Source organism: Sphingobacterium olei (assembly GCF_005048855.1).
GTDB lineage: Bacteria > Bacteroidota > Bacteroidia > Sphingobacteriales > Sphingobacteriaceae > Sphingobacterium > Sphingobacterium olei.
The window spans coordinates 1-22,307 of sequence record NZ_SUME01000002.1 but is presented as its reverse complement, the minus strand read 5'-3'; the positions used below and the strand labels follow the sequence as shown (position 1 = coordinate 22,307).

At 44.5% G+C, this 22,307-nt stretch carries 16 protein-coding genes; 12 read left to right on the top strand and 4 right to left on the bottom strand.

Going from position 1 to position 22,307, the window contains the following annotated elements:
* Positions 1–4 precede the first annotated feature (4 nt).
* From FAZ15_RS04465 to FAZ15_RS04455, 3 genes are all read left to right on the top strand, one after another.
* Positions 5–1,009, top strand: coding sequence for a histidine kinase (locus tag FAZ15_RS04465; RefSeq protein WP_136900132.1), 1,005 nt, complete (start codon positions 5–7; stop codon positions 1,007–1,009).
* 165 nt (positions 1,010–1,174) lie between these two features.
* Complete coding sequence (locus tag FAZ15_RS04460; RefSeq protein ID WP_136900131.1) at positions 1,175–2,530, top strand: ATP-binding protein; 1,356 nt, start codon at positions 1,175–1,177, stop codon at positions 2,528–2,530.
* A 233-nt stretch (positions 2,531–2,763) separates the two neighbouring features.
* Entirely contained in the window at positions 2,764–3,117 is a 354-nt protein-coding gene (locus FAZ15_RS04455; protein ID WP_136900130.1) for a helix-turn-helix transcriptional regulator, read from the top strand.
* A 549-nt stretch (positions 3,118–3,666) separates the two neighbouring features.
* Here the strand turns inward: FAZ15_RS04455 and FAZ15_RS04450 are convergent.
* A complete protein-coding gene (locus tag FAZ15_RS04450) occupies positions 3,667–3,930 on the bottom strand; it encodes a hypothetical protein (protein ID WP_136900129.1) in 264 nt (87 codons plus the stop codon).
* Positions 3,931–4,088: 158 nt separating this feature from the next.
* On the opposite strand from FAZ15_RS04450, the gene FAZ15_RS04445 reads away from it, so the two are divergent.
* From FAZ15_RS04445 to FAZ15_RS04430, 5 genes are all read left to right on the top strand, one after another.
* The gene (locus FAZ15_RS04445) at positions 4,089–4,721 is read left to right on the top strand and encodes a fibronectin type III domain-containing protein (RefSeq protein ID WP_136900128.1); all 633 of its coding nucleotides are present in this window, start codon (positions 4,089–4,091) and stop codon (positions 4,719–4,721) included.
* Positions 4,721–5,233: a DUF5675 family protein gene (locus FAZ15_RS04440; RefSeq protein ID WP_202912317.1), complete on the top strand. Its 513-nt coding sequence runs from the start codon at positions 4,721–4,723 to the stop codon at positions 5,231–5,233. Before FAZ15_RS04445 ends, FAZ15_RS04440 begins: the two co-directional genes overlap by 1 nt.
* Before the next feature lie 174 nt (positions 5,234–5,407).
* Positions 5,408–5,665 (top strand): hypothetical protein, encoded by a 258-nt coding sequence (locus tag FAZ15_RS04435; protein WP_136900127.1) that lies wholly within the window; start codon positions 5,408–5,410, stop codon positions 5,663–5,665.
* The gene (locus tag FAZ15_RS22450) at positions 5,655–5,822 is read left to right on the top strand and encodes a hypothetical protein (RefSeq protein ID WP_162304873.1); all 168 of its coding nucleotides are present in this window, start codon (positions 5,655–5,657) and stop codon (positions 5,820–5,822) included. The genes FAZ15_RS04435 and FAZ15_RS22450 overlap by 11 nt, the downstream gene beginning before the upstream one ends.
* A 453-nt stretch (positions 5,823–6,275) precedes the next feature.
* Positions 6,276–6,815, top strand: coding sequence for a GNAT family N-acetyltransferase (locus FAZ15_RS04430; RefSeq protein ID WP_136900126.1), 540 nt, complete (start codon positions 6,276–6,278; stop codon positions 6,813–6,815).
* Between the two features lie 149 nt (positions 6,816–6,964).
* On the opposite strand, the gene FAZ15_RS04425 is transcribed toward FAZ15_RS04430, so the two are convergent.
* The 3 genes from FAZ15_RS04425 to FAZ15_RS04415 all read right to left on the bottom strand — a co-directional run bounded on the left by FAZ15_RS04425 (position 6,965) and on the right by FAZ15_RS04415 (position 17,062).
* Positions 6,965–9,019: a RagB/SusD family nutrient uptake outer membrane protein gene (locus FAZ15_RS04425; protein ID WP_136900125.1), complete on the bottom strand. Its 2,055-nt coding sequence runs from the start codon at positions 9,017–9,019 to the stop codon at positions 6,965–6,967.
* A 36-nt stretch (positions 9,020–9,055) separates the two neighbouring features.
* Entirely contained in the window at positions 9,056–12,403 is a 3,348-nt protein-coding gene (locus FAZ15_RS04420) for a SusC/RagA family TonB-linked outer membrane protein (RefSeq protein WP_202912316.1), read from the bottom strand.
* 336 nt (positions 12,404–12,739) lie between these two features.
* A complete protein-coding gene (locus tag FAZ15_RS04415; RefSeq protein ID WP_136900123.1) occupies positions 12,740–17,062 on the bottom strand; it encodes a hybrid sensor histidine kinase/response regulator transcription factor in 4,323 nt (1,440 codons plus the stop codon).
* 270 nt (positions 17,063–17,332) lie between these two features.
* On the opposite strand from FAZ15_RS04415, the gene xyl3A reads away from it, so the two are divergent.
* The 4 genes from xyl3A to FAZ15_RS04395 form a co-directional block, all read left to right on the top strand.
* Complete coding sequence (xyl3A, locus tag FAZ15_RS04410) at positions 17,333–19,936, top strand: xylan 1,4-beta-xylosidase (RefSeq protein ID WP_136900122.1); 2,604 nt, start codon at positions 17,333–17,335, stop codon at positions 19,934–19,936.
* Between the two features lie 52 nt (positions 19,937–19,988).
* On the top strand, positions 19,989–21,071 hold the full coding sequence (locus FAZ15_RS04405) for a pectinesterase family protein (RefSeq protein ID WP_238387154.1): 1,083 nt from the start codon (positions 19,989–19,991) through the stop codon (positions 21,069–21,071).
* A 12-nt stretch (positions 21,072–21,083) separates the two neighbouring features.
* Positions 21,084–21,998 carry an alpha/beta hydrolase gene (locus FAZ15_RS04400; RefSeq protein ID WP_136900121.1) on the top strand — a complete coding sequence of 305 codons (915 nt, stop codon included), beginning with the start codon at positions 21,084–21,086 and terminating at the stop codon, positions 21,996–21,998.
* A gap of 11 nt (positions 21,999–22,009) precedes the next feature.
* Positions 22,010–22,307: glycoside hydrolase family 88 protein (locus tag FAZ15_RS04395; protein WP_202912315.1), on the top strand; the 298-nt coding region annotated here is incomplete at its 3' end.

Sequence of the window (22,307 nt, the reverse complement as noted above, 5' to 3'; positions counted from 1 at the left end):
ATGTATGCCTTTTCGGAAATCGAATTATAAAACAACGCAAATAATCCTGTGGTGCGGAGCCATATTTGTAACCGCTTGGATCGTACTAGGTTTATGCGCAGCAGCCTTTTCAGGGTGGAATGACTTCATAGCCATGCTCGCCATTAATATAGGCCTTTTTGCATTATCGCGTTACCTCATCGCCCCCATCTCCTATAGTTATAGAAAGCCTTTTCTATACCTTCCGATTCTGTATGTGGTCACTATTGGAATCGTTTTTTTTGGCTTATTATACGTGAGCGTTTGGCTGGGGGCGGCTACCTGGGAGCATGAAGGAGATTGGGAAATCTCGAATCTGAATGAAGTTATTTCCTTGCTGGTGTTGCCTGCGTTTCTGGGCTGGATGAGTTATCTGATCGACCGTGCCAAGATCGATTGGGATAACCTGCTCGCATTAGAGGCAGAGGTGCTCCGTTCACACTTCTTTCCGCATTTTCTGAAGAATACCTTATCTGCATTTCAAATCCTGGCGATAAAGAAACCGAATAGAGCTGCGAAGATCGCGGAGCCGCTGATGCAGATATTCCGATATTACAACGACATTCATGACCAGCAGACCCACCCGTTAGGTGCTGAATTGGAGCAGTTGAAGAATCTGTGTAAAATATATCGTCTTCAGCGCAGTAAAAAGTTGCGCCTTGTTATCCGTTGTGTCAAGGAAGCGGTCTACAACATCAAAGTGCCGGCCATGCTCCTCATGACGCTGACCGAAAATTGCTGCCTATATGGTATCGTAGACGACCCGAGAAGGCCCCTACACCTCACGTTGGATCTGCTGCCGGATGGAAGGCTTCATATGTGCCTCACCAATTTCCGAAAGCAGGGCCGTGCCACTAGCCGAGAAAGTACCCAGCTTGGCTTGCCCCTCATCAAAAGCCTGCTGAAGATCTATGGTGAAGAGAATAGGATCGACGTCATCGATGATACCAAGGTGTTTACGGTTATGGTGTTATGGAAGGATGTGGAATAAGCAAATTTAGTTCTCACTACAACATTTGGAATCAGATTGATTAATTAGGGTTGATTTTGTAACATGATTTAGGTAAAACAACCCTTATTTTGTTACAAATAATCAAAAAAACAACCCTTATTTTGTTACAAATCGCTATCTTTGTATGGAAGTAATTTAATAATTATGTCTTTACATCGAGAAGTCATTGTCTATCTAAACCAATGGAAAAAAAAATCTAATCGGAAACCCCTTATTGTAAGAGGGGCACGACAAGTGGGTAAAACCACGCTGATACGTGAGTTCGCGAAAGTTTACAAACATACAATCATTTTAAACCTTGAACTCGAGGCAGACTTACGCTATTTCCTGCAATTTGACGACGTAAATACCATCGTAGAAGCTTTGTTCTTGACAAATAATATTCCTACTGCTGACATCGGCGAGACACTCTTGTTTATTGATGAAATACAAGAAAGTCCCAAAGCTATTCAGTTCTTGCGTTATTTCTATGAGGATGTTGCAAACCTGCATGTCATCAGTGCGGGATCCCTACTGGAATTTGCTATAAGGGATGTTAAGAGTTTCCCAGTGGGCAGGGTGGAGTACTTATATCTTTATCCTTTGAACTTTAAAGAGTATCTCCATGCAACGGGTAGGACAGCTCTTTTGGATCAGTTGCAGCGAATACCGTTGGCCCCTGCTGCCCACCCCGCGTTGATGGAAGCATTTCATCGGTATGCGATCATAGGCGGAATGCCTGAAATTGTCAAAACAGATATAGCCCATAATAACTTAGCCGATCTTCCCGCTGTCTATGAAAGCATTTGGGGAACCTACAAGGATGACGTGGAGAAGTACACCAAAAATGACACAGAAAGACGAGTTATCAAACACCTAATGAACATTGGACCTCTATATTTAGATGAACGCGTAAAATTTCAGGGATTTGGAAACTCGAATTACCGGTCAAGAGAGGTTGGAGAAGCATTCCGTACACTTGAGCAGGCAAAGATCATTTCCTTAGTGTATCCCACAACGGATACTACACCTCCCTTGAAGGAAGATATCAAGAAATCACCAAGGTTACAGTTCCTGGACACCGGAATTGTCAATTATACATTAGGTGTACAAGGGGACATGCTGGCAGTTGATGATCTCAATAAGTCCTACAAGGGTGCGTTGATTCCACATCTGATTGTACAAGAAATGATTTCCCTTCAACACACTGTGGTACGTCCCCCTCTTTTTTGGGTACGAGAAAAAGCACAATCAAGTGCAGAAGTAGATATATTGTACCCCTATAAGGACATCGCCATTCCTATCGAAATAAAGTCGGGAGCAACCGGAAGCCTCAAATCTTTGCACTTATACGTCGAAGCGGTGGGCCACCCTTTTGCCATTCGTATGTATGCAGGCGAATTGAAGCTGGAAAAAACGACAACACCGGGAAAAAAGCCTTACCTCCTGTTAAACTTACCCTATTATCTTGGTGCCTATCTCCCTGACTATGTAGCTTGGCTTGTACAGCAAAAGCTATAATGGTCACTCGAATACTGCTATAATCTATATTTCCGATGGATTTACCTTCAACCTGTTATGGGAAAATTTATAATTAATGGTACCTTAGGAAGGATAAATTAATTATAAACTTTACCGCATTGTGGTAGACTTGCTTTTCCTATCTGTGTCGGAAATGGTCGTGCTATCCGAATCAATACCATCGAAAAGCATGTAGCTGTACTTGTACATGAAGTGGTCCAAACTACGGAACCATGATTAAATTGATGATGGCAATCTTTAAGACACTTACCAATTGCCTTAAAACATTAAATCTTATTTATAATCTATTAGAAACGCAACTTTCAACAAACGAGGACGTACCTGTATCTGCATCTGTAGCCGTACCTGAAGAATGCAATGTGCGGGATGCGGCATCTTATGATGAGGAAGAACTCGTGACGATTAAAGAGGCCATGGGAATTCTCGGTGTAAGTCGCTGGAAAATTTTTGATATGCGCAAAAAAGGTCAATTCACAAAGATTGAACGCGACGGACGTAAGCGTTTGATCAAGACCGAGGTGGATGCTGCGCGGCTCTGGTACAGCGTACCGAAGGGAAAGGTTTAATTAGGGGTTAGTGACTAGGAGTTAAGGGAAGTACTCTTCGCAGATTTAGGCATACCCATCCTGTATTTAGACGTACCTCATTTCATTTATGGGGTACGTCATTTCATTTAAGATATATGCTTCGTGGCGTATGACGTACAGATCGGGGATTTAGGCATATGCTTCCCGCATTTAGACAGGTGCCATTTCATTTAAGATGTATATCATTTCACGCGAAGTGTATGCTCAGTGGCATATGACGTACAGATCGTGGATTTAGATATATACTTCCTGCTTTTAGACGTACGTCGTTTCGTTTAAGGTGTACGTCATCTCACATAAAGTGTATGCTTCGTGGCGTATGACGCACAGATCGTGGATTTGGACATATGCTTCCTGCATTTAGATGGATGGCATTTCGTTTAAGATGTGTATCATCTCACGCAAAGTGTATGCTTCGTGACATATGAGGTGCACGCTGTGGATTTGGGCATACGCTTCCTGCTTTTAGACGTACCTCGTCTCGTCTGAAGCATATACCCCGTGGTTTATGCCATATGCTTTCCGGATTTAGACGCACGTCATTTCGTGTAAGGTATGCGTCATCTCGCACGAGACGTATGCTTCGTGGGATATGACGTACACTTCGTGGGATATGACGTACCTCATTTGGCGTAAGGCGTACTTCATTTCACGTGAGAGGTATCCTTCAAGCCATTTTTCCATGCATATCCGACCTGTTGCTTGTAAGGTGTTGTATGGCATTTCTACTAGAGTTGTTGTTTGTTGTACGGTGTTGTTTGAAAAATCTTTTCTCCCTATGGTCTTCCACATTTTTGGATCATTATCAACATGGAGGAAAAAAATGGTTGAATCCAAAGCAAATCAGATTCGTGCGGAACCATCCGACGAAATAATCCAAACAGGGATGGATCCAGTAAGTCCACCCTCAAGTAAAAGAACACAATCAGTTAACATCAAACAATACAGTTATGCGTAAAGCAACAATATATCAAAGTTACGAGAAATGGGATGACTACTCCCTTTCTACACTGGCCGGGCGTACGCTCGCCTCTATGACCGATAATCTTAATTTTCCGGAACCTCGGCCTACAATGGACGACTATACCGTGATCGTCAACGACTACCGGGAGAAACATGAAATCGCGAGTAAACGGGGCAGTCAGCTCGAGATTAAGGCTAAGGATAATGCCCGCGCACTGGTGCTGCAGGCTATGAAGGAGCTGTCCTTCTATGTGAATACCGTGGCAAAAGGTGATGGTCAGATATTGGCCAGTTCGGGCTTTGAGTTGGTACCGCCACCACAATCCACAGCATATCCGGGTATTCCGAAAAACTTACGGTTATTGGACGGGCGTGTAAGTGGTGAGCTGCGCTTCATGTTTGGATCGCTGCGGATTGCCTGGGAATACGAATATCAATATGCTATCTCTTTGGATGCGAATAGCGATCCGGAGTGGGGTGAGCTGCACCGTACGACCAATTCCCGTGCGAACTATATTTCAGGATTGGCACCAGGTGACCGCTGTTATGTGAGGGTGCGTGCACGAAATGGCAAGGGAACTGGCGATTGGAGCGAAGCAGTGTCGATTATCGTACGCTAATGACAATCGTTGTAAAACGTATTCGGCAGGGGAAGGAGAGTACCCTGTCCGAATGCTATATCGACGGCAGATTCGTTTGCTATGGGCTGGAGGATTTAGTCCGTAAGGTCAAGATCAAAGGCAGCACGGCCATACCGGCCGGTCGATATAGATTGAAGCTAAATACCTATGGGGGTATGAATGCCCGTTATAAGAAGCGGTATCCGACTCTGCACCGCGGCATGATCGAGATAAGTGACATCCCGAACTTTTCGTATGTGTATATACATATTGGCAACAATATTGGCGATACCTCGGGCTGTCTGTTGGTCGGTGACCACTACAAAAAGGATGAGGACGGCGATTACTTGCTGGAGAAATCGGCCAAAGCCTATAAGCGGTTGTACGGTTTACTGCTGGATGCGGTAGCACGCGGTGAGGCCTGGATGGAGATTGGTGATCAGGGGTTAGAAGTGTCTTTGTCGTCAGAACGAGGAATACGACGTGGCAGTCTTCGAGGAGTTAGAGACTAGGGGTTAGGAGTTAGTGACTAGGGGGTAGAACTGTTATTCTCGTCTTTGCGAGGAGCGCAGCGACGCGGCGATCTATAAAGTAATTAGTGGAAGACTGCTTCGTGAATTCTCGCAGTGACGTGATAACGGTTATGTATCTCAAATCTAACATCTCATATCTAAATATTAAATACTATGAAAAACATTATAAACAAAATCAGCCAGGCACTACAGGTGATACTGCTGGCGCCAATTAAATTGCCGGGAAAGGCATTGAATATTATCAAATATGTCGCGGTGGGCTTGGGGATACTGGAGTCCGTGCTGGATAACGGAAAGCCCGAATCAGAGAGCCAGAAGGATAAGGAAAGTGGGAATGCGGACATCGATGTCAGTGAAGAAACTGAAGAGAGGCCAGAGCCGGACAGAAAGGAGGAGGCTGATGAAACTTAACGAAGTGCGCATCAGTACACTGGGTGGTACCTTCTGTTCGGTATGGGCCTCTATTACATGGGGAGGTGTTTTAGAAACAGTTGTACTATCTGCGATAGGAGCATTAGTCAGCTACGGTGTAAGCGGATGGCTCGGAAAGCTAAGGAAAAACGAGTAAATAAAAGCGCGATCTTGTAAGAAGGATCGCGCTTTTTTAATTGGCTTTACTAAGTCGCATACAGTGAAAAGAATATGCAATTTGTACATTGCGACATTAGTTAAACGTCTACTCATCTAATAGTTTGATAATAATATTTTTATCTTTTTTTTGATGGTTTAAAAAGGATTAGATCCGATAATACATTCGATTCGTTATTGTACAATGTAATAATCTCGTTACCTTTGAGTTTTGATCGCGGCACTATTTCTGCCGATTACGCAGCAGGAGCTAGTGGAGGACCTGTGTTAGATAGTGAAGGTACGTGCCTACCTTTGTGTTTGTCGATTTGGATTAGAAAAGTTCTTTTCTTTTAAAAAAATCTCTCATTTTTAGCTTCAGCTCCGGGAACTGGGGGCACATCAAAATAGAGGTTCGTCTGATTACGAAAGGTTATTTAAAAATAGTACAGCAATGGAAATAATATTACACAAAGTAACATTAAACGATATTGAGCAATTGCAAAAAATCGGCAGGGAGACGTTTTCAGAAACATTTTCTCGGAGTAACACCGAAGAAAATATGAAAAAATATTTAGCCGAGGGGTTTTCTGTTGAAACGTTGACAGATGAAGTCAATAATGAAAATTCAGCATTCTATTTTGCCTTATCTGAAAATAAAGTAGTTGGTTATTTGAAAATAAACTTTGGAGCATCTCAAACAGAACTAAAAGACGAAAAGGCTATTGAAATAGAAAGAATTTATGTCCTAAAAGAATTTCATGGTAAAAAAGTCGGACAAATCCTGTATGGAAAGGCTATGGAAGTTGCCCAACAAAAAGGGGCTGACTATGTTTGGTTAGGTGTTTGGGAAGAAAATCCAAGAGCAATTAGTTTCTATAAGAAAAACGGCTTTATTGAATTTGATAGACATGTTTTCAAATTGGGTGATGATGAACAGACAGACATAATGATGAAATTGAAACTAAAATTTAGCGGTCGACGACCATCATAAGATTACTAGCTTAAGGCCGATATGCTACGCACGCGGCCTGCACACACGCGCCGGTAAAACAATGGTAGGCAGATAGAAAAGGCTCCGAGAAGATCTAGGGGATCTTCTCGGAGCCTATATAGCCCTACATTTCAGGTCTGATACGTTACCTATCTATTGGGTAACCCGTATCCGTTTGTAACTTTACCTTTTGACTGATCAATAACCGTAAGGGGCATAGGGTGATAATACCGAGGAGCATTGGTTTCACGCCCTACTACACCATCGAGGATCGCAGCTCTGTACATTGCCGGATTGGTCCCGCTGTTTATCGCGATGCCCCAATTGACACGTGTGTAACCATCAGCTACCAAAGCAGCTGCTTCCGCTCCGTCGGGATCGATATAGGTGTATAGGCCCTTGATAGCTAAATTTTTGGCAGAAACCGCGGCATGCGCAGCTGCGTTCCAATTATATATCCCTCTCCATCCGGGGTATAATGCTGGATTATTCGGATCCGTGCTTTCCTGGGTTACCACAGCAGCCGTGCTGCCCGGGTTTACCTGGACATGCTTCGTCCAGATATAGTTTGATATTGTACGTCCGCTCGGAAATGTGTAATAGCCATTGGTTGCCAGGCCTGCCATCATATTTTCCATCTGTTGGCGCACGGCGATTGCTCTTTCATTAAATTTTCCGGAGCGAATCATATCCCAGCGGATATCCCCTTCGCCCAATAGCTCTAGTTTTCGCTCCGCGTAGATCGCATCCAGGAGTGCTTCACCGGATAGCGCAGAGATATTATGCGTGTTGTCACCAAATGCTCTTGCACGGATCTGGTTAACTAAATTGACTGCACCTGCATTGTCCGTACCAAGCACTGCTTTGGCCTCGGCGAGCAATAACATCGCATCGGCCATACGCATAATCGTATAGTTCATGCCTGATGCACGATTGCCATTGTTCGGAATTAGTGGATTGTCGCCCCGGTTCTGATCCCACTTATTGATTGCTGGTCCGCCTCCTCCGATCCGCGTACCCGCACCTAGAGGCATCAACGCTTCTCTACCCGTGGCTGCGTCACTACCCGTTACGACCATACTTACGTCGCGCCGTTTGTCTCCATCTTCATAGCCGTTGTAAAAGAAAGCTGGAATAATACGGATTGCTGCAAATGTGTTTAGTACAGCAACGGCACCGTTATTGGAGCCGGGGCGACCTTGGGAATAAGGGTGTTCCGAACTCTGTCCCGGCGCACAGGCTATCTCGAACAGCGATTCTGGACTAGATCTTCTGGAGTTGATATGTTGCCATACAGCCTGAAATGGGTTATTGACCGCCCGGGAGTCTGTTGTAATCAAGTTGACAGGACCCCGTATCTCCGCATCGTTAACCGCATTTCCTAAATATTGTTCGGCTATGCGGATATAATCTAGATAGTCCGTACGACGGGCGTATTTACAGAGCCCGTCATCCGTGCCTTTGGTTTCAAACTGCACATCGCCATACAGGCCCCCTATATCCGTACGGATGGTCTGCCAGCTCCCTGCATGCAAGGCAATTTCGCCAATAAGCGCGTGTACATAGGAACGGCTCAAGCGCTCGGTGGTAATGTTACCTTGCCCGATTCTGTACATACGGGCTTCTACGGCTTGTAGATCGGCGATCAACTGATCCATTATTTCAAAACGGGAAGTTAATTCATAGTCTTGTACATATTGATTCTCGTAACCGAACGGGACATCGCCAAAATGGCGTACCAGCTCCCAGCCGCACAATGCGCGCATGGCTTTCGCTTCGCCATAGAGCTGAGTCCATACATCCGTACCTTCTGCTCGTTCAAGTACACCTTTCTTCTCTATGGCATCTGCGATACGGGCGGCACGCGCCAAAATGATATTTAAACTGTTGTATTGCGTGGCCAGACTGCCTATCGCCGTAGCTTCAGGTTGTAGACGGGCAATAACATTATTTGCCGTAGGAAATTCGCTCATGTACTCTGCATCTGAGCCCAAAGGATCCTGAAAATTATAATTTCCGCCAGCCGCTACATTCGTACGGTATTCGCCATAACACCAAGATAATGTCTTGTAGGTCTCTTCGGGGCTAGAGGTCACGAATGCATCATCGCTCTCGCCAGGGTTATTAACGTCCAGGTAGTTCTTGCACTGTGTAAACATTGCTAACGTCAATGCAAAACATATATATATAGGTGATTTTTTCATCGTTCTCATCTTAAAAATTTCAATAAATAATCTTGCTTAAAAAGATGCATTTAATCCAAAAGTGTATTGCCGTGGACGTGGGTAAGCTCCCCAGTCAAAGCCCGGTGTCGGATAGCGCGCATTGTTGATATTTGGATTCGCATTGACTTCCGGATCGATACCGCTATAGCCCGTCAACGTAGCCACATTGAATACTGTGCCGTATATCCGTAACGAGCTCATGCCTACTTTGCTCAACCATTGTGATGGCATATTGTATCCTAAGGTCAATGTGTTCAGACGGAGGTAGGACCCATCTTCAATGCCGATGTCGCTTACATAACCTTGATGCATGTATGTCAATGGCAATGTCGCATGCTGATTAAGCGCCTCTAAGGCTGCCGGCGTCGTTACTCGGGCTAAATCGCCATTCGCGTCTATATCGTAGACCTTGTAACCGTCATTAACGATGTCAAGCTTGTTTCCGTAAAGACCTCCGCCTTTATTACCATTATACAGTGTAGCGAGCTTATTGGCGTTATAGATCTGATTACCGTAGCTCCAGTTGAAGTAGGCCGCAAGGTCAACACGCTTGTAACTTACGTTCAGGTTTAAACCACCCGTATGCTTCGGTGTCATGTTGCCAATCTCCACATAATCTTTGGTGTCGATGATACCGTCTCCGTCGGTATCGACAAACTTAGGCATACCGGGATAAGCTTGTTGGCCAGCTGGTACGACGCCTTTGTGGTGGGCGACAAATTGAGGGGATAGATCTGGAATCCCATCGTTGAGTGTGTAGCTGCCTGTGGTCGCATCATAGGTAAAATCGCCGGTCTCGTAGAAACCCCTACCCGTGGTTTTATAACCCATGACAATTCCGACCGGCTTTCCTTCTTCTAGTAGATAGTCATTGTTCGGAAGGTTCGATTGCAAAAACTGTGTACCGTAGGCACTCTGAACACCTTCTGCAAGAAAATCTACATTGGGATTATTAAAATTGATGTTACCGCCCGCGCTGATATTCCAATCATTATTCGAAAAAATTGTACCCGATAGGGAGATCTCTATCCCTTTGTTGCTTGTTTGTCCGACATTAGCATAACTGGTGTTGAAACCGGTAATAGACGGAATATCTGTGAGCATCAAAAGGTCTCTTGTATTATTATTGTACACCTCAATCATACCCGATAACCTATTGTCAAACAAGGTGAAATCGAGACCTAAATTGCGGGTGACGGTCGTTTCCCACTTAAGATTGCGGTTAGCAAATTGTTGTGAAGCTAAGTCATATGATGGCTGGAGTAAGTTATTCAAAGCGCCTTGGCTACGTGGATCGGTCTCTGCGATCCAAAGTTGGTTCCATTGATTTGGATCTATGGCATCGTTACCGACTTCACCGTAGGAAGCGCGCAGTTTCAGATCGTTGATCCAGCTCTGGCTTTTTAGAAAAGATTCGTTAGAAATCCTCCACGCTACTGCAGCAGCAGGAAAGTACCCCCATTGGTGCTCTGGTGAAAACTTGGACGAACCGTCGGCGCGTATTGTTGCAGTGAAAAGGTAACGGTCTAAGAGCGAATAGTTCGCGCGACCAAAGTAGGAAAGAATACGACCTGGGGTCACCTCTGAGGTTATTACCGTCATGTTGGTCGCAATGCTGCTATCAAACTGGTTCATCATCGCAAAGGCATTCTCCTTCTTGAAATTGGAAGGGAAGCGTAACGCGTTTATTCGCATATCGCTACCGCCCCCTGTCGTTACCTCCTGACCACCTAAAATGGTAAGCCGATGTGTATTATTTTGGAGTACGTCATAATTTAGTGTGTTTGTCCAGCGTAAACCCCATCTGTCGCCTCTCCTAGAGTCGGCATTACCGGCATAGATTACGCGATCCATAGTTTCCATGGTTCCGCTAGATACAAAAAAATTGGGATCCGTGGTACTTCCCTGCCAGTTTCGGTCTTTGGTATACCTGCGGGATAAAGTTAACTCACTGAAATAGCTCAAATTTTCCAAAATATTCCATCTTGCGCCTGCTGTACCTAGAAAGTTTTGTTCAAATGCAAGATTATCGATGTCCTTAGTCCTATTCACGGGGTTAGTTACACCGTACATTACCGAGGCCTCTTCACCCAGTGTTGCGTGCGCAAGTAGATCGGTATTGCCCAAGATATCGGAAATGGCGATAGGACGAAACCGGTAGGCAGACGATAGAATAGACCCTGCGCCACTTGTAGTCCCTTCATTGCCTTGATTCCGCCTGTCTGTATAACGTAGGTCCATGTTAAAGTTCAGTTTATCGCTGATCTTTTGGTCAATCTTAAAGAAAGCGGAGGCCCTTCTGGAATTCGACATTAATTTCATCCCAGCTTCATCCATGTAACTAGCTGCAACCAATATTTTAGTCATCTCTGTTCCGCCCGATATAGATAGATCATGGTTGTGGGAAAAGGAACTGCCATACAGTTCTTGTTGAAGGTTATACGGTTGGACATTCCTATATGCGTCTATACCGGCCGTATTAGCTCCCTTTTGGTCCCCAATAGCAAATAATTCCTTGAATGGCGTAACATAATCCAGCTCTTCGTACGCATCAAGCATGGCCCATTTGAAAGCTAGATAATCATAGGGATTCAATGCATCCATATAGCCCGTAGGCGTATTGTATTTCCCAAAGCCGCTGTAGGTGATGGTACTTTTTCCAGCTTTTGCCCTTTTGGTGGTAATGAGTACAACCCCGTTTGCTCCGCGGGCACCGTAGATTGCTGTGGATGAAGCGTCTTTTAAGATATCCACGCTTGCTACCATATCGCTTGGTATATCGGCAATATTTCCGGGTATTCCGTCGATCAATACTAACGGTTCATTGCTTTGGGAGATCGATCCCCCGCCACGGATCCGAATGGATACATTTGCATTTGGTCGGCCATCCTGAGACATAACATTGACACCGGGTAGTTTACCCTGTAGTGCCTGTGCTACATTGATAACGGGAGCGGTAGCCAGCTCTTTGCCCCCAACCGACGCAACCGAACCGGTAAGATCCCGGCGTCTCACCGTCTGATAACCAATCACTACGACTTCATCAAGGGCCTGATCCTCGCTTTCTATCGTAATGCTGACAGTTGTCCGACCATTGGTCGGAAACTCTTGGGTATTGTATCCTGTGTAGCTGACTACAAGAATACTACCCACGGGGGCTTCCGACAGTGTAAAATTACCGTTAGCATCCGTAGTAGTCCCAATTGTTCCGCCTTTCACTTTTATATTAGCGCCGATAATCGGTTCTCCAGATTTGTCTTTGACCTGACCGCTTATGCCAGTAGTCTGTGCAAAAGCCCACGAACTCATCATCAAGAAGGAGAATAGGAGGAAGACAAGTCGTTCTTTTCTTAATACATTCATTTTTTTCATTGATTTATATTTGATTAGGTTCTCATTTAATAGGTATATAAAAAGTAATGCTTACATGAAGATGTAAGTATGGTTTAGCACTTATGCTAAGAAGAATTTAATGCGTTTACGTACGTGAAATACATAGCCATTTTAACAGTAGAATTTGGAGGTTTATAACAATATTATTACAAATGTGCGGTCTAGCGACCGAAAGAGAGGGTAATATTTAATCAAATATGTGCAATATTCATTCAGAAGATAGGTTTCTGATTATTTGTCCTATTTCTGTGAAAAGCGAACTCGTCCGACTATGTATGGTAAAAAATAGACTGTAACAATCAAAAATTACTTGTTCTTGAGATTTTTTAAGTATTCTGTGGGTGTGCAACCCATCATTTCCTTAAATACTTTGCTGAGGTATTGCGATGTGCTAAAGCCACTTTGATAAGCGACTTCCGCGACAGTAAACTGTCCGGTCTCCAGCAATTGTGCTGCACGCTTGACACGGATCTTTTTCACAAAGTCGACGGGAGAAAGACCTACGATGGCTTTTATCTTTCGGTAGAATACTGCCCGGCTCATATTCATTCCAGCTACCAGATCGTCTATTTTAAAGTTGGTGTTTTCAATATTATCCTCAATACCCTGAATCACATTACGGATGAATTCGTCATCATATGCTGTAACTTTGGGAACGGAGGGACCCCATGACGGTGATGATTTGACTGCTGTACCTGTTGTCGGCTCGAAAGTACTATTATGTGCCAGATAATATTCCCGAAGCAGCTCGCGTTGCTTGAGCAGGGATGCAATCTTGGCTTTCAGATAACTGGCATGGAAAGGCTTGGTGATATAGTCATCGGCACCATACTCCATGCCTTTTATTTTATCGTCCAGCGCGGATTTAGCTGTTAGTAAAATCACCGGAATGTGTGAAGTTTCAACGTTATTCTTGACGGCCTCTAAGTAGGCCACACCGTCCATGTCGGGCATCATCACATCACTTACGACGATATCGGGTAGCTTGTCCAACGTGATTTCGAGACCTTTTCGCCCGTCGGAGGCTTCCAGTATGTCGTACTCTTGCTCAAGTATGCTACGGATAAAGTCGCGCAGCTCATCATTGTCCTCGATCACTAAAATGCTGGTACGCTTCGTAGTTTCAGGAGCAGTATCCACTATAGGTGTTGTATGCGCTTGTTCTGCAACACCATCACCAAGTTTTAGTTCGATATTTGGATCGCCAGAAAAGGCTTCGTAAGCGATAGGCAATCGCACAGTAAAAGCGCTACCCTTTCCTTTTTCGCTGTCCACGGCAATACGACCATGCAAGAGGTCTACCAATTCATGCACCAAAGCTAATCCGATGCCTGATGAGATGCTTGGGTCGGCATCATTGGTTTCGTAACGCTCGAATAGCCCTTTCGCCTTGCCCATATCGAAACCGCTGCCTTCGTCCGTGACCATAAGAACCAACTTTCCGTCTTCTACCGTGGCCCGTATGGCGATCTGCCGCCCCGCAGGTGTGTACTTGAACGCATTGGATAAGAGGTTGAACAAGATCTTTTCGACTTTATCCACGTCCACGTAGAGTGGTGTAGAGGTGATATCCTGCTCAAGGGTATAGTTGATCTGCTTTTGTCGGGCAATTGGTGAAAAGCTGTTAAAAGTCTTTTCTAACAGTGCTGCTACATCAGCTTGCTCGAGATACACCTTCATTTTTTGGTGCTGTATCTTTCTAAAATCGAGTATCTGATTGATCAAGCGGAGCATACGATGTGTATTCTGCTTGGCCGTTTGCAGGTATGCGCGACCGCTGGAAGATAACTTTTCATGCTGTAAAACTTCCTCGATCGGGCTTGCGATGAGCGTGAGAGGGGTACGCAGTTCATGTGAAATGTCTGTAAAAAAATTTAGTTTAAGTCCGGTCAGTTGCTGCTCCACATCTACTCGCTTGCGCAACTGCATAATATAGGATACAATAAGCACAATAAGGAGCACCAGCAGGGCAAGTGCTAAAATGTAAATTACCCACGAAAATCCGGTTTCCCAGAATGTCGGCGTAATATAAAATTGTATGCTCGCAACATTCTCTACCCACACGCCGTCGCTATTTGTTGACTTTACTTCCAGCGTATGTCTGCCAGCGGGCAGTTCGACAAAGCTGGCTGACCGGTTATGACCGAGATACACCCAGGTACTATCGGTGCCTTTGAGCCGGTAGGCATATTGGATCGATTTGATATTGGTATAGTCGAGGGCGGCAAAGGAAACCGAAATATTTCGCTCATCCTCCGCAAGCATCAGGATACCATTTTCGTCGACGTTGCGCTCTTCCTGTATATCCTGACGCTGGATACGGATAGCGGAAAATACAATTGGCGGCACAAATGTACTTCGCAACATGCGATCGGTGAGCACGCGTAAGGCTCCGTCGGTGGTGCCAAATATAATATTTCCATCCGGATCCCGTATGGGGGCGGCCTCATTGATTAGCGGTGTGAGGCCCAAATTTTCTTTACTGAAGTGATCAAACTGCTCGTTGGTCGGGTTAAAGCGACTCAATACATTAACCGAGGCAATCCAAAGATAACCTTTAAGATCTTCGATTACCGATAAGGATAGGTCGGATATGAGACCGTTGGTTCGGTTTATATTTTTGAACTTTATTTTGTCGGAAAGCAGGTTAGGCGAGTCTGTAGTGATGCTGATGCCGCCGCTGAAAGTGGATACATAGATTTGTTGCCGCCGATCCTGAGAGATGTGCAGCACCTCATTGTTACTCAGACAGTCGGTTCGGTCGGCTGTGGATGCATTATGAAAGAAACCGATATGCTCTGGTTTTTGGAATGTACCTGAAAAAGTGATCAGACCGTTACTGGTACCGACAAGCATGGTTCCATTCTTGGATTGATATACATAGCGCACCAAACCACACTGGTCGACAGGGTAGTTTTTTAACCGATTGCCGGCGTGGACAAATCGAAGGGTACCATCAGTTTTTTTTTCGACTAAATTTAGTCCACCGCCATATCCCCCGATCCAGACACGCTTTTGCGCATCCTGATAGAGGGAGAATATAGATTCAGAACCGATGCTGTATGGATCGGATGTCGGCTTATAATTTGTGACCTGATACGTTTGGGCGTTTCTGGGGCGTAAGATAAATAAACCCTGATCCCGTGTACCCAACCAGATCTGCCCTTCGTGATCCTGTATAAAGCAGTAAACGTTTGCACCGAACACCGCTTTTTTATCCCTTACGATTGTACCAGCAGAAGTCAGGTTACCCAAATAATCATTTGCTTTATTATATAGTGCTAATGTGCCATTTTTCTTTCCTATCCACATGCGATCCTGGTCATCCTTGAACATGCTCCTCACCTCACCATCGGCGGATGCCGCAATACGTTCGTAGCTCTTTTCTCGGAATGAAAGCTGGTGGATTCCATCCGTTGTGCTTAGCCAAAGGTTTTTGTGCGAATCTACCAGATATTCTCGGGCAGATACTGCATAATGGGTAAGCTGCCCGGAAAGTGGTGTATAGTATGCTAGATCGAGTTTGCGTTGTTCTGGGTTATAGGCGCACAATACGCCGTCGGGTAATAGTATCCATAGCTGTCTGTGTTCGTCCTCATGGAGGAAAAATATAGCGCTGGGTGTTAACGACAGTCCGGATAGTTCGGGATACGGCAAGGTGTGCTGCTCACCTCGCTTCGTGTCATAGCAAACGAGCTGTCGTCCGGATGCGAATGCCCAAATGCGGCCATGGCTGTCATAAAATGTCTTTTCGGAAAATATAAATTCCTGACCAGCAGGTGGTACAAATCGGCTGAAGCGCTTAGTCTGCGTATGGTAAATGATAATTTGGTCTGCCGTGACAATTGCCAGTAACTCTGGGTTCAGCTTGTGGAGCCTAAAGATATCCGTCAGTTCAAAAGGTAGCTCAAAGGGTGCAAGCTTTCCGTCCCGGTATGTGGCGAGATAGCCATTTCGAGCAGCAAAATAAATCGTGCCGTTTAATTCTGTGATAAAATGAAAGGGCATGTTGTTACTGACCTTCTTCTTGCCGTACGTGAAGGTCCCTTTATTGCTTAATACCCATTCGTCACCCTCGCTATCGAGAAAGATGTTGTGGATAGTGTTACCTAGGTAAGGATATGTAGTGGGGCCAAATACACGAACGCCGTCTTCGGCAGTATAGTTACGATCATCTATCCGGTACAGATTATGATTCTGCGCGGTGATCCACGTGGCACCATTTGCCAAGCTCTTAATATCGTTTACCAATGGGTGTTGCTTGTCGGAAAATATATCCTCGAATACCTCCAGCTTACTGTTAAATAGAAATACCTGCGAACCGTAGGTTCGTAACCATATGTTACCGGCTGCATTGACGCTGAGTCCTTCGATCCGATTGTTGTTGAGTTTTACCTTATCGTGGGGATAGGATTTGAAGTTGCGAAAATTGTAACCATTGAACTGATCAATGCCGTTCCACGTGCTAATCCAAATTTGCCCTTTGCTATCTTGGATAATATTTTTTGTGCGTGTATGTGCTAGCCCATCGTCCATATTGTACTGCTTTACCGAAAAAGACCCTTTGCTTTGGGCAAAGGATTTGATCAATATCACTAGCAGAATATATAATAGGACGTACCTTTTCATGGATAGTTGGTTTACAATACACAAACATAAAATAAAATACGTTCGGCAAAAACTTTGGACGACAAAAATGAATAGAATTTGTACAGCTGAGACGAATTAGTATAAATCCGTTTGCGCATTTTGTTAGATCTTCGTATAAATCATATTATAAACATGAAATACATGTTGAACGGATTATTCCTTCAGAATAATGGTAAATGCAGTTGGAGGGCGATTATAAAAAGATCGGTAAAGCCTCACAATCATTTTGAATACAAATACTAGAACGATATGAAAATAACATGGATACACGTTTTTTCCATTTTGATTTTGCTGGCATGCAGTATTTTCGTAGACGCGCAAGAGGCTTACAAAGATCCAAGCCTTAGCTTTGAAGTGCGTGTAGAAGATCTGCTTAAGCGGCTGACGCTTGAAGAAAAGATCACATTGATGCAAGATGTATCTCAACCGATTGAACGATTAAACATAAAAACCTATAACTGGTGGAATGAGGCCCTACACGGCATAGCACGTACTGGTATTGCTACGGTATATCCGCAGCCTATTGGTATGGCGGCGGCGTTTGATCAGAATGCTGTCTTCAATGTTTTTAACGCCGTATCGGACGAAGGTCGTGCAAAGAATACGTGCTACTCGGCGCAAGGTGAGTATGGACGTTACCAGGGACTTACGATGTGGACGCCTACCATAAATATCTACCGTGATCCACGTTGGGGTAGAGGTATTGAGACATACGGTGAAGACCCTTATCTGACTAGCGTGTTGGGTGTTGCTGCGGTTAAGGGGTTGCAAGGTCCTGCTGATCGGAAGTATGATAAGCTTCATGCCTGTGCGAAGCACTTTGCTGTGCATTCCGGACCCGAATGGAATAGACATTCCTTTGACGCCAAAGATATTAAACCTCGGCATCTATGGGAAACATATTTTCCTGCGTTTGAAGCGTTGATTAAGGATGCTGGCGTTAAAGAGGTCATGTGTGCTTACAACCGATTTGAAGGCCAGCCGTGCTGTGGAAGCAATCAATTACTCATTCAAATCTTAAGGGAAAAGTGGGGGTTTCAGGGAGTTGTCGTCGCAGACTGTGGTGCCATCCGCGACTTTTATAATGAAGGTGCACATGAGACGCACACCGATGCGGCGAGTGCGTCAGCGCATGCGGTTTTGAGTGGAACTGATCTCGATTGCGGATCAAGCTATAAAGCGTTAGCAGAAAGTGTACATCAGGGTTTTATTACGGAGTTGGCTATCGATGTGTCGGTGCGTAGGCTACTGCTTGCACGTTTCCAACTTGGCGAGATGGACGACGACAGCCAGGTCTCATGGACCAAAATCCCTTACGACGTGGTGGCTTCGCGGGCCCACGATAGTTTGGCTTTAGATATTGCCCGCAAGTCGATGACCTTATTGCTCAATAAAAACGGTACACTTCCCTTGAAGAGGGGCGGACTTACAGTTGCTGTGGTCGGCCCCAACGCGCACGATTCTATTATGCAATGGGGTAATTATAACGGTACACCAGCGGCCACAATCACTATCCTCGATGGTATAAAGGCTGCCTTAGGTAAAACCGATAAGTTAATATATGAACGCGGCAGTGGCTTGGTGGAGACAACGCTTCTGGAAAGCGTTTTCAACCAATGCCGATCCAAGGGTGGTCCAGGTTTTAGCGCCCGCTATTGGAATAACCTGAAACGTAATGGACAGCCGGATGTGAGCACAAGGGTTACAGCACCATTTAACTTTTGTACTATGGGGGCTACAGTCTTTGCACCAGGCGTAGTGCTGACTGATTTTTCGGCCCGCTATAATACCGTTTTTGTTCCTGAAAAGTCAGGTGAGGTGTTTTTTGATTTCTATGTCAATGGAATTGTAAACCTTCTGATTGATAATAAAGAAGTCAAAGGTGTGAAGGCTAATCACGGTAGCCGTAAAATGTCGCACGGTTTAAAAGTCGAAGCCGGAAAGCCGTATGATATCCAGATTGATTTTACCTATAACAGGGGTGATGCGCAGCTCCTGTTTGATTTTGGATATAAAGAAGAAATCAATATAGCGAAGACGGTTGAAAAGGTAAAGGATGCCGATGTTGTGGTATTTGTCGGTGGTATCTCCCCATCTTTGGAGGGTGAAGAAATGGGGGTAAATCTCCCTGGATTCAAAGGTGGTGACCGTACTGATATTGAACTGCCTGCGGTACAGCGTGCTTTAATTAAAGCATTAAAAAATGCAGGGAAGAAAGTGGTGTTGGTAAACTGTTCGGGATCTCCAATCGGTTTAGAACCCGAAATAGAAAATTGTGAAGCTATATTGCAAGCATGGTATCCCGGACAATCCGGCGGTACGGCGGTGGCTGAGGTACTATTTGGTGATTATAATCCAGCAGGCCGTCTTCCGGTAACATTCTATAAAAATGTACAGCAGTTGCCAGATTTTGAAAACTACGACATGGAGGGCCGTACCTACAGATACATGGATGAGGCCCCTCTATTTCCGTTCGGTCACGGACTAAGTTACACGACTTTTGTATACGGTAAACCTCGCGTAGATAAGAAAAAAATTAAAGTGGGGGAGCACATTAAGTTGCGTATTCCGGTTACCAATACGGGTAAAATAAATGGTGAAGAGGTTGTTCAGGTGTATTTACGTAAGAATGGAGATGTTGATGGGCCATCAAAAACCTTGAGAGCTTTCAAGCGCACTGTTATTTCTGCTGGACAGACTGTCGCTGTTGAGTTTGAATTATCTGCTAAGGAATTTCAATGGTGGAACGAAGCTTCGCAATCCATGGATGTATCAGCAGGTGAATTTACAGTATTTGTTGGTGGTAGTTCGGAAAATGAGCGTTTAGCGACAATCGAGGTTGCTCTCAAGTAAGAAACTAACACCATCAATGTGTCTATAAATAATTTGGTCTATTATAAAGTTAATGATGATAAAGTTTAATCATAAAGTGTATCTCTCTAGCATAGTCAACATGGCCTGTAGTGTACTGTTGCTAGCTGTTTATTTTGTCCTGATAGCAGGTGGTGCTCCTAATCAGAAGTCACCATTAGCACCCGATCAGTTAAATGGAGCAAACGAAAAGATAAAAGCCGATGTGGTCGTAGCACTAGATGGTACAGGAGATTTTACAACTGTGCAAGAGGCTATCAATGCGGCGCCGAATAAAAGGACCACTTATTTCTATATTTATATTAAAAAGGGGTCGTACAAAGAGGTCATTACTATTCCCAAAAACAAAGACCATATCTATCTCTACGGAGAGGATGCCAAATATACCATCTTGACCTTTGACAACTATGCCAAACGGCTCAAGCCTGATGGAGCGGAATATGGTACCAGTGGATCTGCCTCTTTTTTTGCCAATGGAAATTTCTTTGTTGCGGAAAACCTAACATTTGCCAATACTGCTGGAATGAATGCGGGGCAAGCGCTTGCTATTAATATCGGCGGACTGCGATCCTCATTCCGAAATTGTCGTTTTCTGGGACATCAAGATACCTGGTATGCTGGAAGTGGCACGTTCCAATATCTTAGGGATTGTTATATCGAAGGATCGGTAGATTTTATCTTCGGGGGGTCTACTGCTTTTTTTGATGAATGCCACATACAAAGTACACGAAATGGCTACATTACGGCGGCATCGACTCCCGAAGGGCAATCTTTTGGTTATATTTTTCGCAACTGTAGTATTACGGCGTACCCTACAGTTGCACCAGGTTCAGTTTACCTTGGAAGACCTTGGCGCCCACATGCCAGTGTCGTGTTTTTACAACCTCATTTAGGTAAGCACATACGTAGCGAGGGATGGCATAACTGGGGAAAGACTGCCAATGAAACGACAGCCTTCTATGCTGAATATAAGTCGGCAGGTGAAGGGGCTAGTCCGGATACCAGAGTAGCGTGGTCTCACCAGCTTACGTCAAACCAAGCAACGGATTATACGTATGAAAACACCATGGGTAGCCAGCATCCCGGATTTGTGGATGATGGTGTTGCAATGAAATAATTGTTATTATATATGAACATCAAAATAAATTTTATTATCGCCTTATTTCTGATCTGTCTTGCAGCAAAAAGCCAAGAACGTATAGACTTATGGCCCAAAGGAATGATGCCTAATTCAAAAGGACATGTTGTTTTGGATAGCATTGCCAATGAGCGGATATATCAGATCGGCGAACCACGAATGCAGGCTTTCTTTACCTCAAATCAGGAAAATAAAGGTGCGGCGGTTTTAATTATTCCTGGAGGAGGATATTCGCGATTGGCGTATCAAGTGAGTGGTTACCAATTGGCAAAATGGTTCAATACATTAGGTATGCATGCTTTTGTGCTCGAACACCGATTGCCACATTCGGTTGATGTGCAGCAAAAAGAACTAGCGCCTTTGCAGGATGCACAGCGCGCTATGCGTATGATACGACAACATGCACATCAATGGGGGATAGACCCCTTAAGTGTGGGCGTGATGGGGTCTTCTGCGGGAGGTCATCTTGCGGCTACATTGAGCACCTGTCGGGACGATTTTTCAAGATTGGGAGATGGAGCAGACAATTACGATTATATACCTGCATTTCAGATTTTGATTTCACCGGTTATCGATATGGAGCAGTATGCACATCAAGGGAGTAAGCGACAGTTGCTAGGAGAGAAACCATCTCAAGAACTCATAGATAGATATAGCGCACACAAGCAGGTCGATAAAGATACACCACGGGCATTTATTGTACATGCTTTTAATGATAATGCAGTGTGTACAAAAAATAGTCTACTATATTTCGAGCAATTGCTGATGTTTGATGTGTCATCCTCGCTGCATATTTTTCCCGACGGAAAACATGCTGTCGCTTTGCGAGACAATCCAGGATCTACACAAGAGTGGGTAAGTATTTGCGAAAAATGGTTGGAGGAAAATAACTTTATTAAACGGTAAAATAGATCTTGATGAAAAAATTACTAATACTGATTTATGTTTTTCTTTTGAGCTTTGGATCATATGCCCAGAAAAACTATACCCGGATGGCAGATTCAGAGATGAAACGTAATCCTGAAGCCTGGATGCTTGATTTTTCAAAAGCGCCGAAATGGAACTACTGTCACGGATTAGTGTCGCAATCGATATTACAAACTTACGATAAGACTGGAGAGCGCAAATACTACGCGTATATTTATGATTATGTAGACACCATGATCAATGAAAGCGGTGATATATTGGGGTATAAGCCACAAGAATACAATATAG

Excerpts from the sequence above, each read along its gene's own strand:
- FAZ15_RS04465 (WP_136900132.1), top strand. The coding sequence starts at position 5 with ATGCCTTTTCGGAAATCGAATTATAAAACAACGCAAATAATCCTGTGG.
- FAZ15_RS04460 (WP_136900131.1), top strand. The coding sequence starts at position 1,175 with ATGTCTTTACATCGAGAAGTCATTGTCTATCTAAACCAATGGAAAAAA.
- FAZ15_RS04455 (WP_136900130.1), top strand. The coding sequence starts at position 2,764 with ATGATTAAATTGATGATGGCAATCTTTAAGACACTTACCAATTGCCTT.
- FAZ15_RS04450 (WP_136900129.1), bottom strand. The coding sequence starts at position 3,930 with ATGTGGAAGACCATAGGGAGAAAAGATTTTTCAAACAACACCGTACAA.
- FAZ15_RS04445 (WP_136900128.1), top strand. The coding sequence starts at position 4,089 with ATGCGTAAAGCAACAATATATCAAAGTTACGAGAAATGGGATGACTAC.
- FAZ15_RS04440 (WP_202912317.1), top strand. The coding sequence starts at position 4,721 with ATGACAATCGTTGTAAAACGTATTCGGCAGGGGAAGGAGAGTACCCTG.
- FAZ15_RS04435 (WP_136900127.1), top strand. The coding sequence starts at position 5,408 with ATGAAAAACATTATAAACAAAATCAGCCAGGCACTACAGGTGATACTG.
- FAZ15_RS22450 (WP_162304873.1), top strand. The coding sequence starts at position 5,655 with ATGAAACTTAACGAAGTGCGCATCAGTACACTGGGTGGTACCTTCTGT.
- FAZ15_RS04430 (WP_136900126.1), top strand. The coding sequence starts at position 6,276 with ATGGAAATAATATTACACAAAGTAACATTAAACGATATTGAGCAATTG.
- FAZ15_RS04425 (WP_136900125.1), bottom strand. The coding sequence starts at position 9,019 with ATGAAAAAATCACCTATATATATATGTTTTGCATTGACGTTAGCAATG.
- FAZ15_RS04420 (WP_202912316.1), bottom strand. The coding sequence starts at position 12,403 with ATGAATGTATTAAGAAAAGAACGACTTGTCTTCCTCCTATTCTCCTTC.
- FAZ15_RS04415 (WP_136900123.1), bottom strand. The coding sequence starts at position 17,062 with ATGAAAAGGTACGTCCTATTATATATTCTGCTAGTGATATTGATCAAA.
- xyl3A (WP_136900122.1), top strand. The coding sequence starts at position 17,333 with ATGAAAATAACATGGATACACGTTTTTTCCATTTTGATTTTGCTGGCA.
- FAZ15_RS04405 (WP_238387154.1), top strand. The coding sequence starts at position 19,989 with ATGATGATAAAGTTTAATCATAAAGTGTATCTCTCTAGCATAGTCAAC.
- FAZ15_RS04400 (WP_136900121.1), top strand. The coding sequence starts at position 21,084 with ATGAACATCAAAATAAATTTTATTATCGCCTTATTTCTGATCTGTCTT.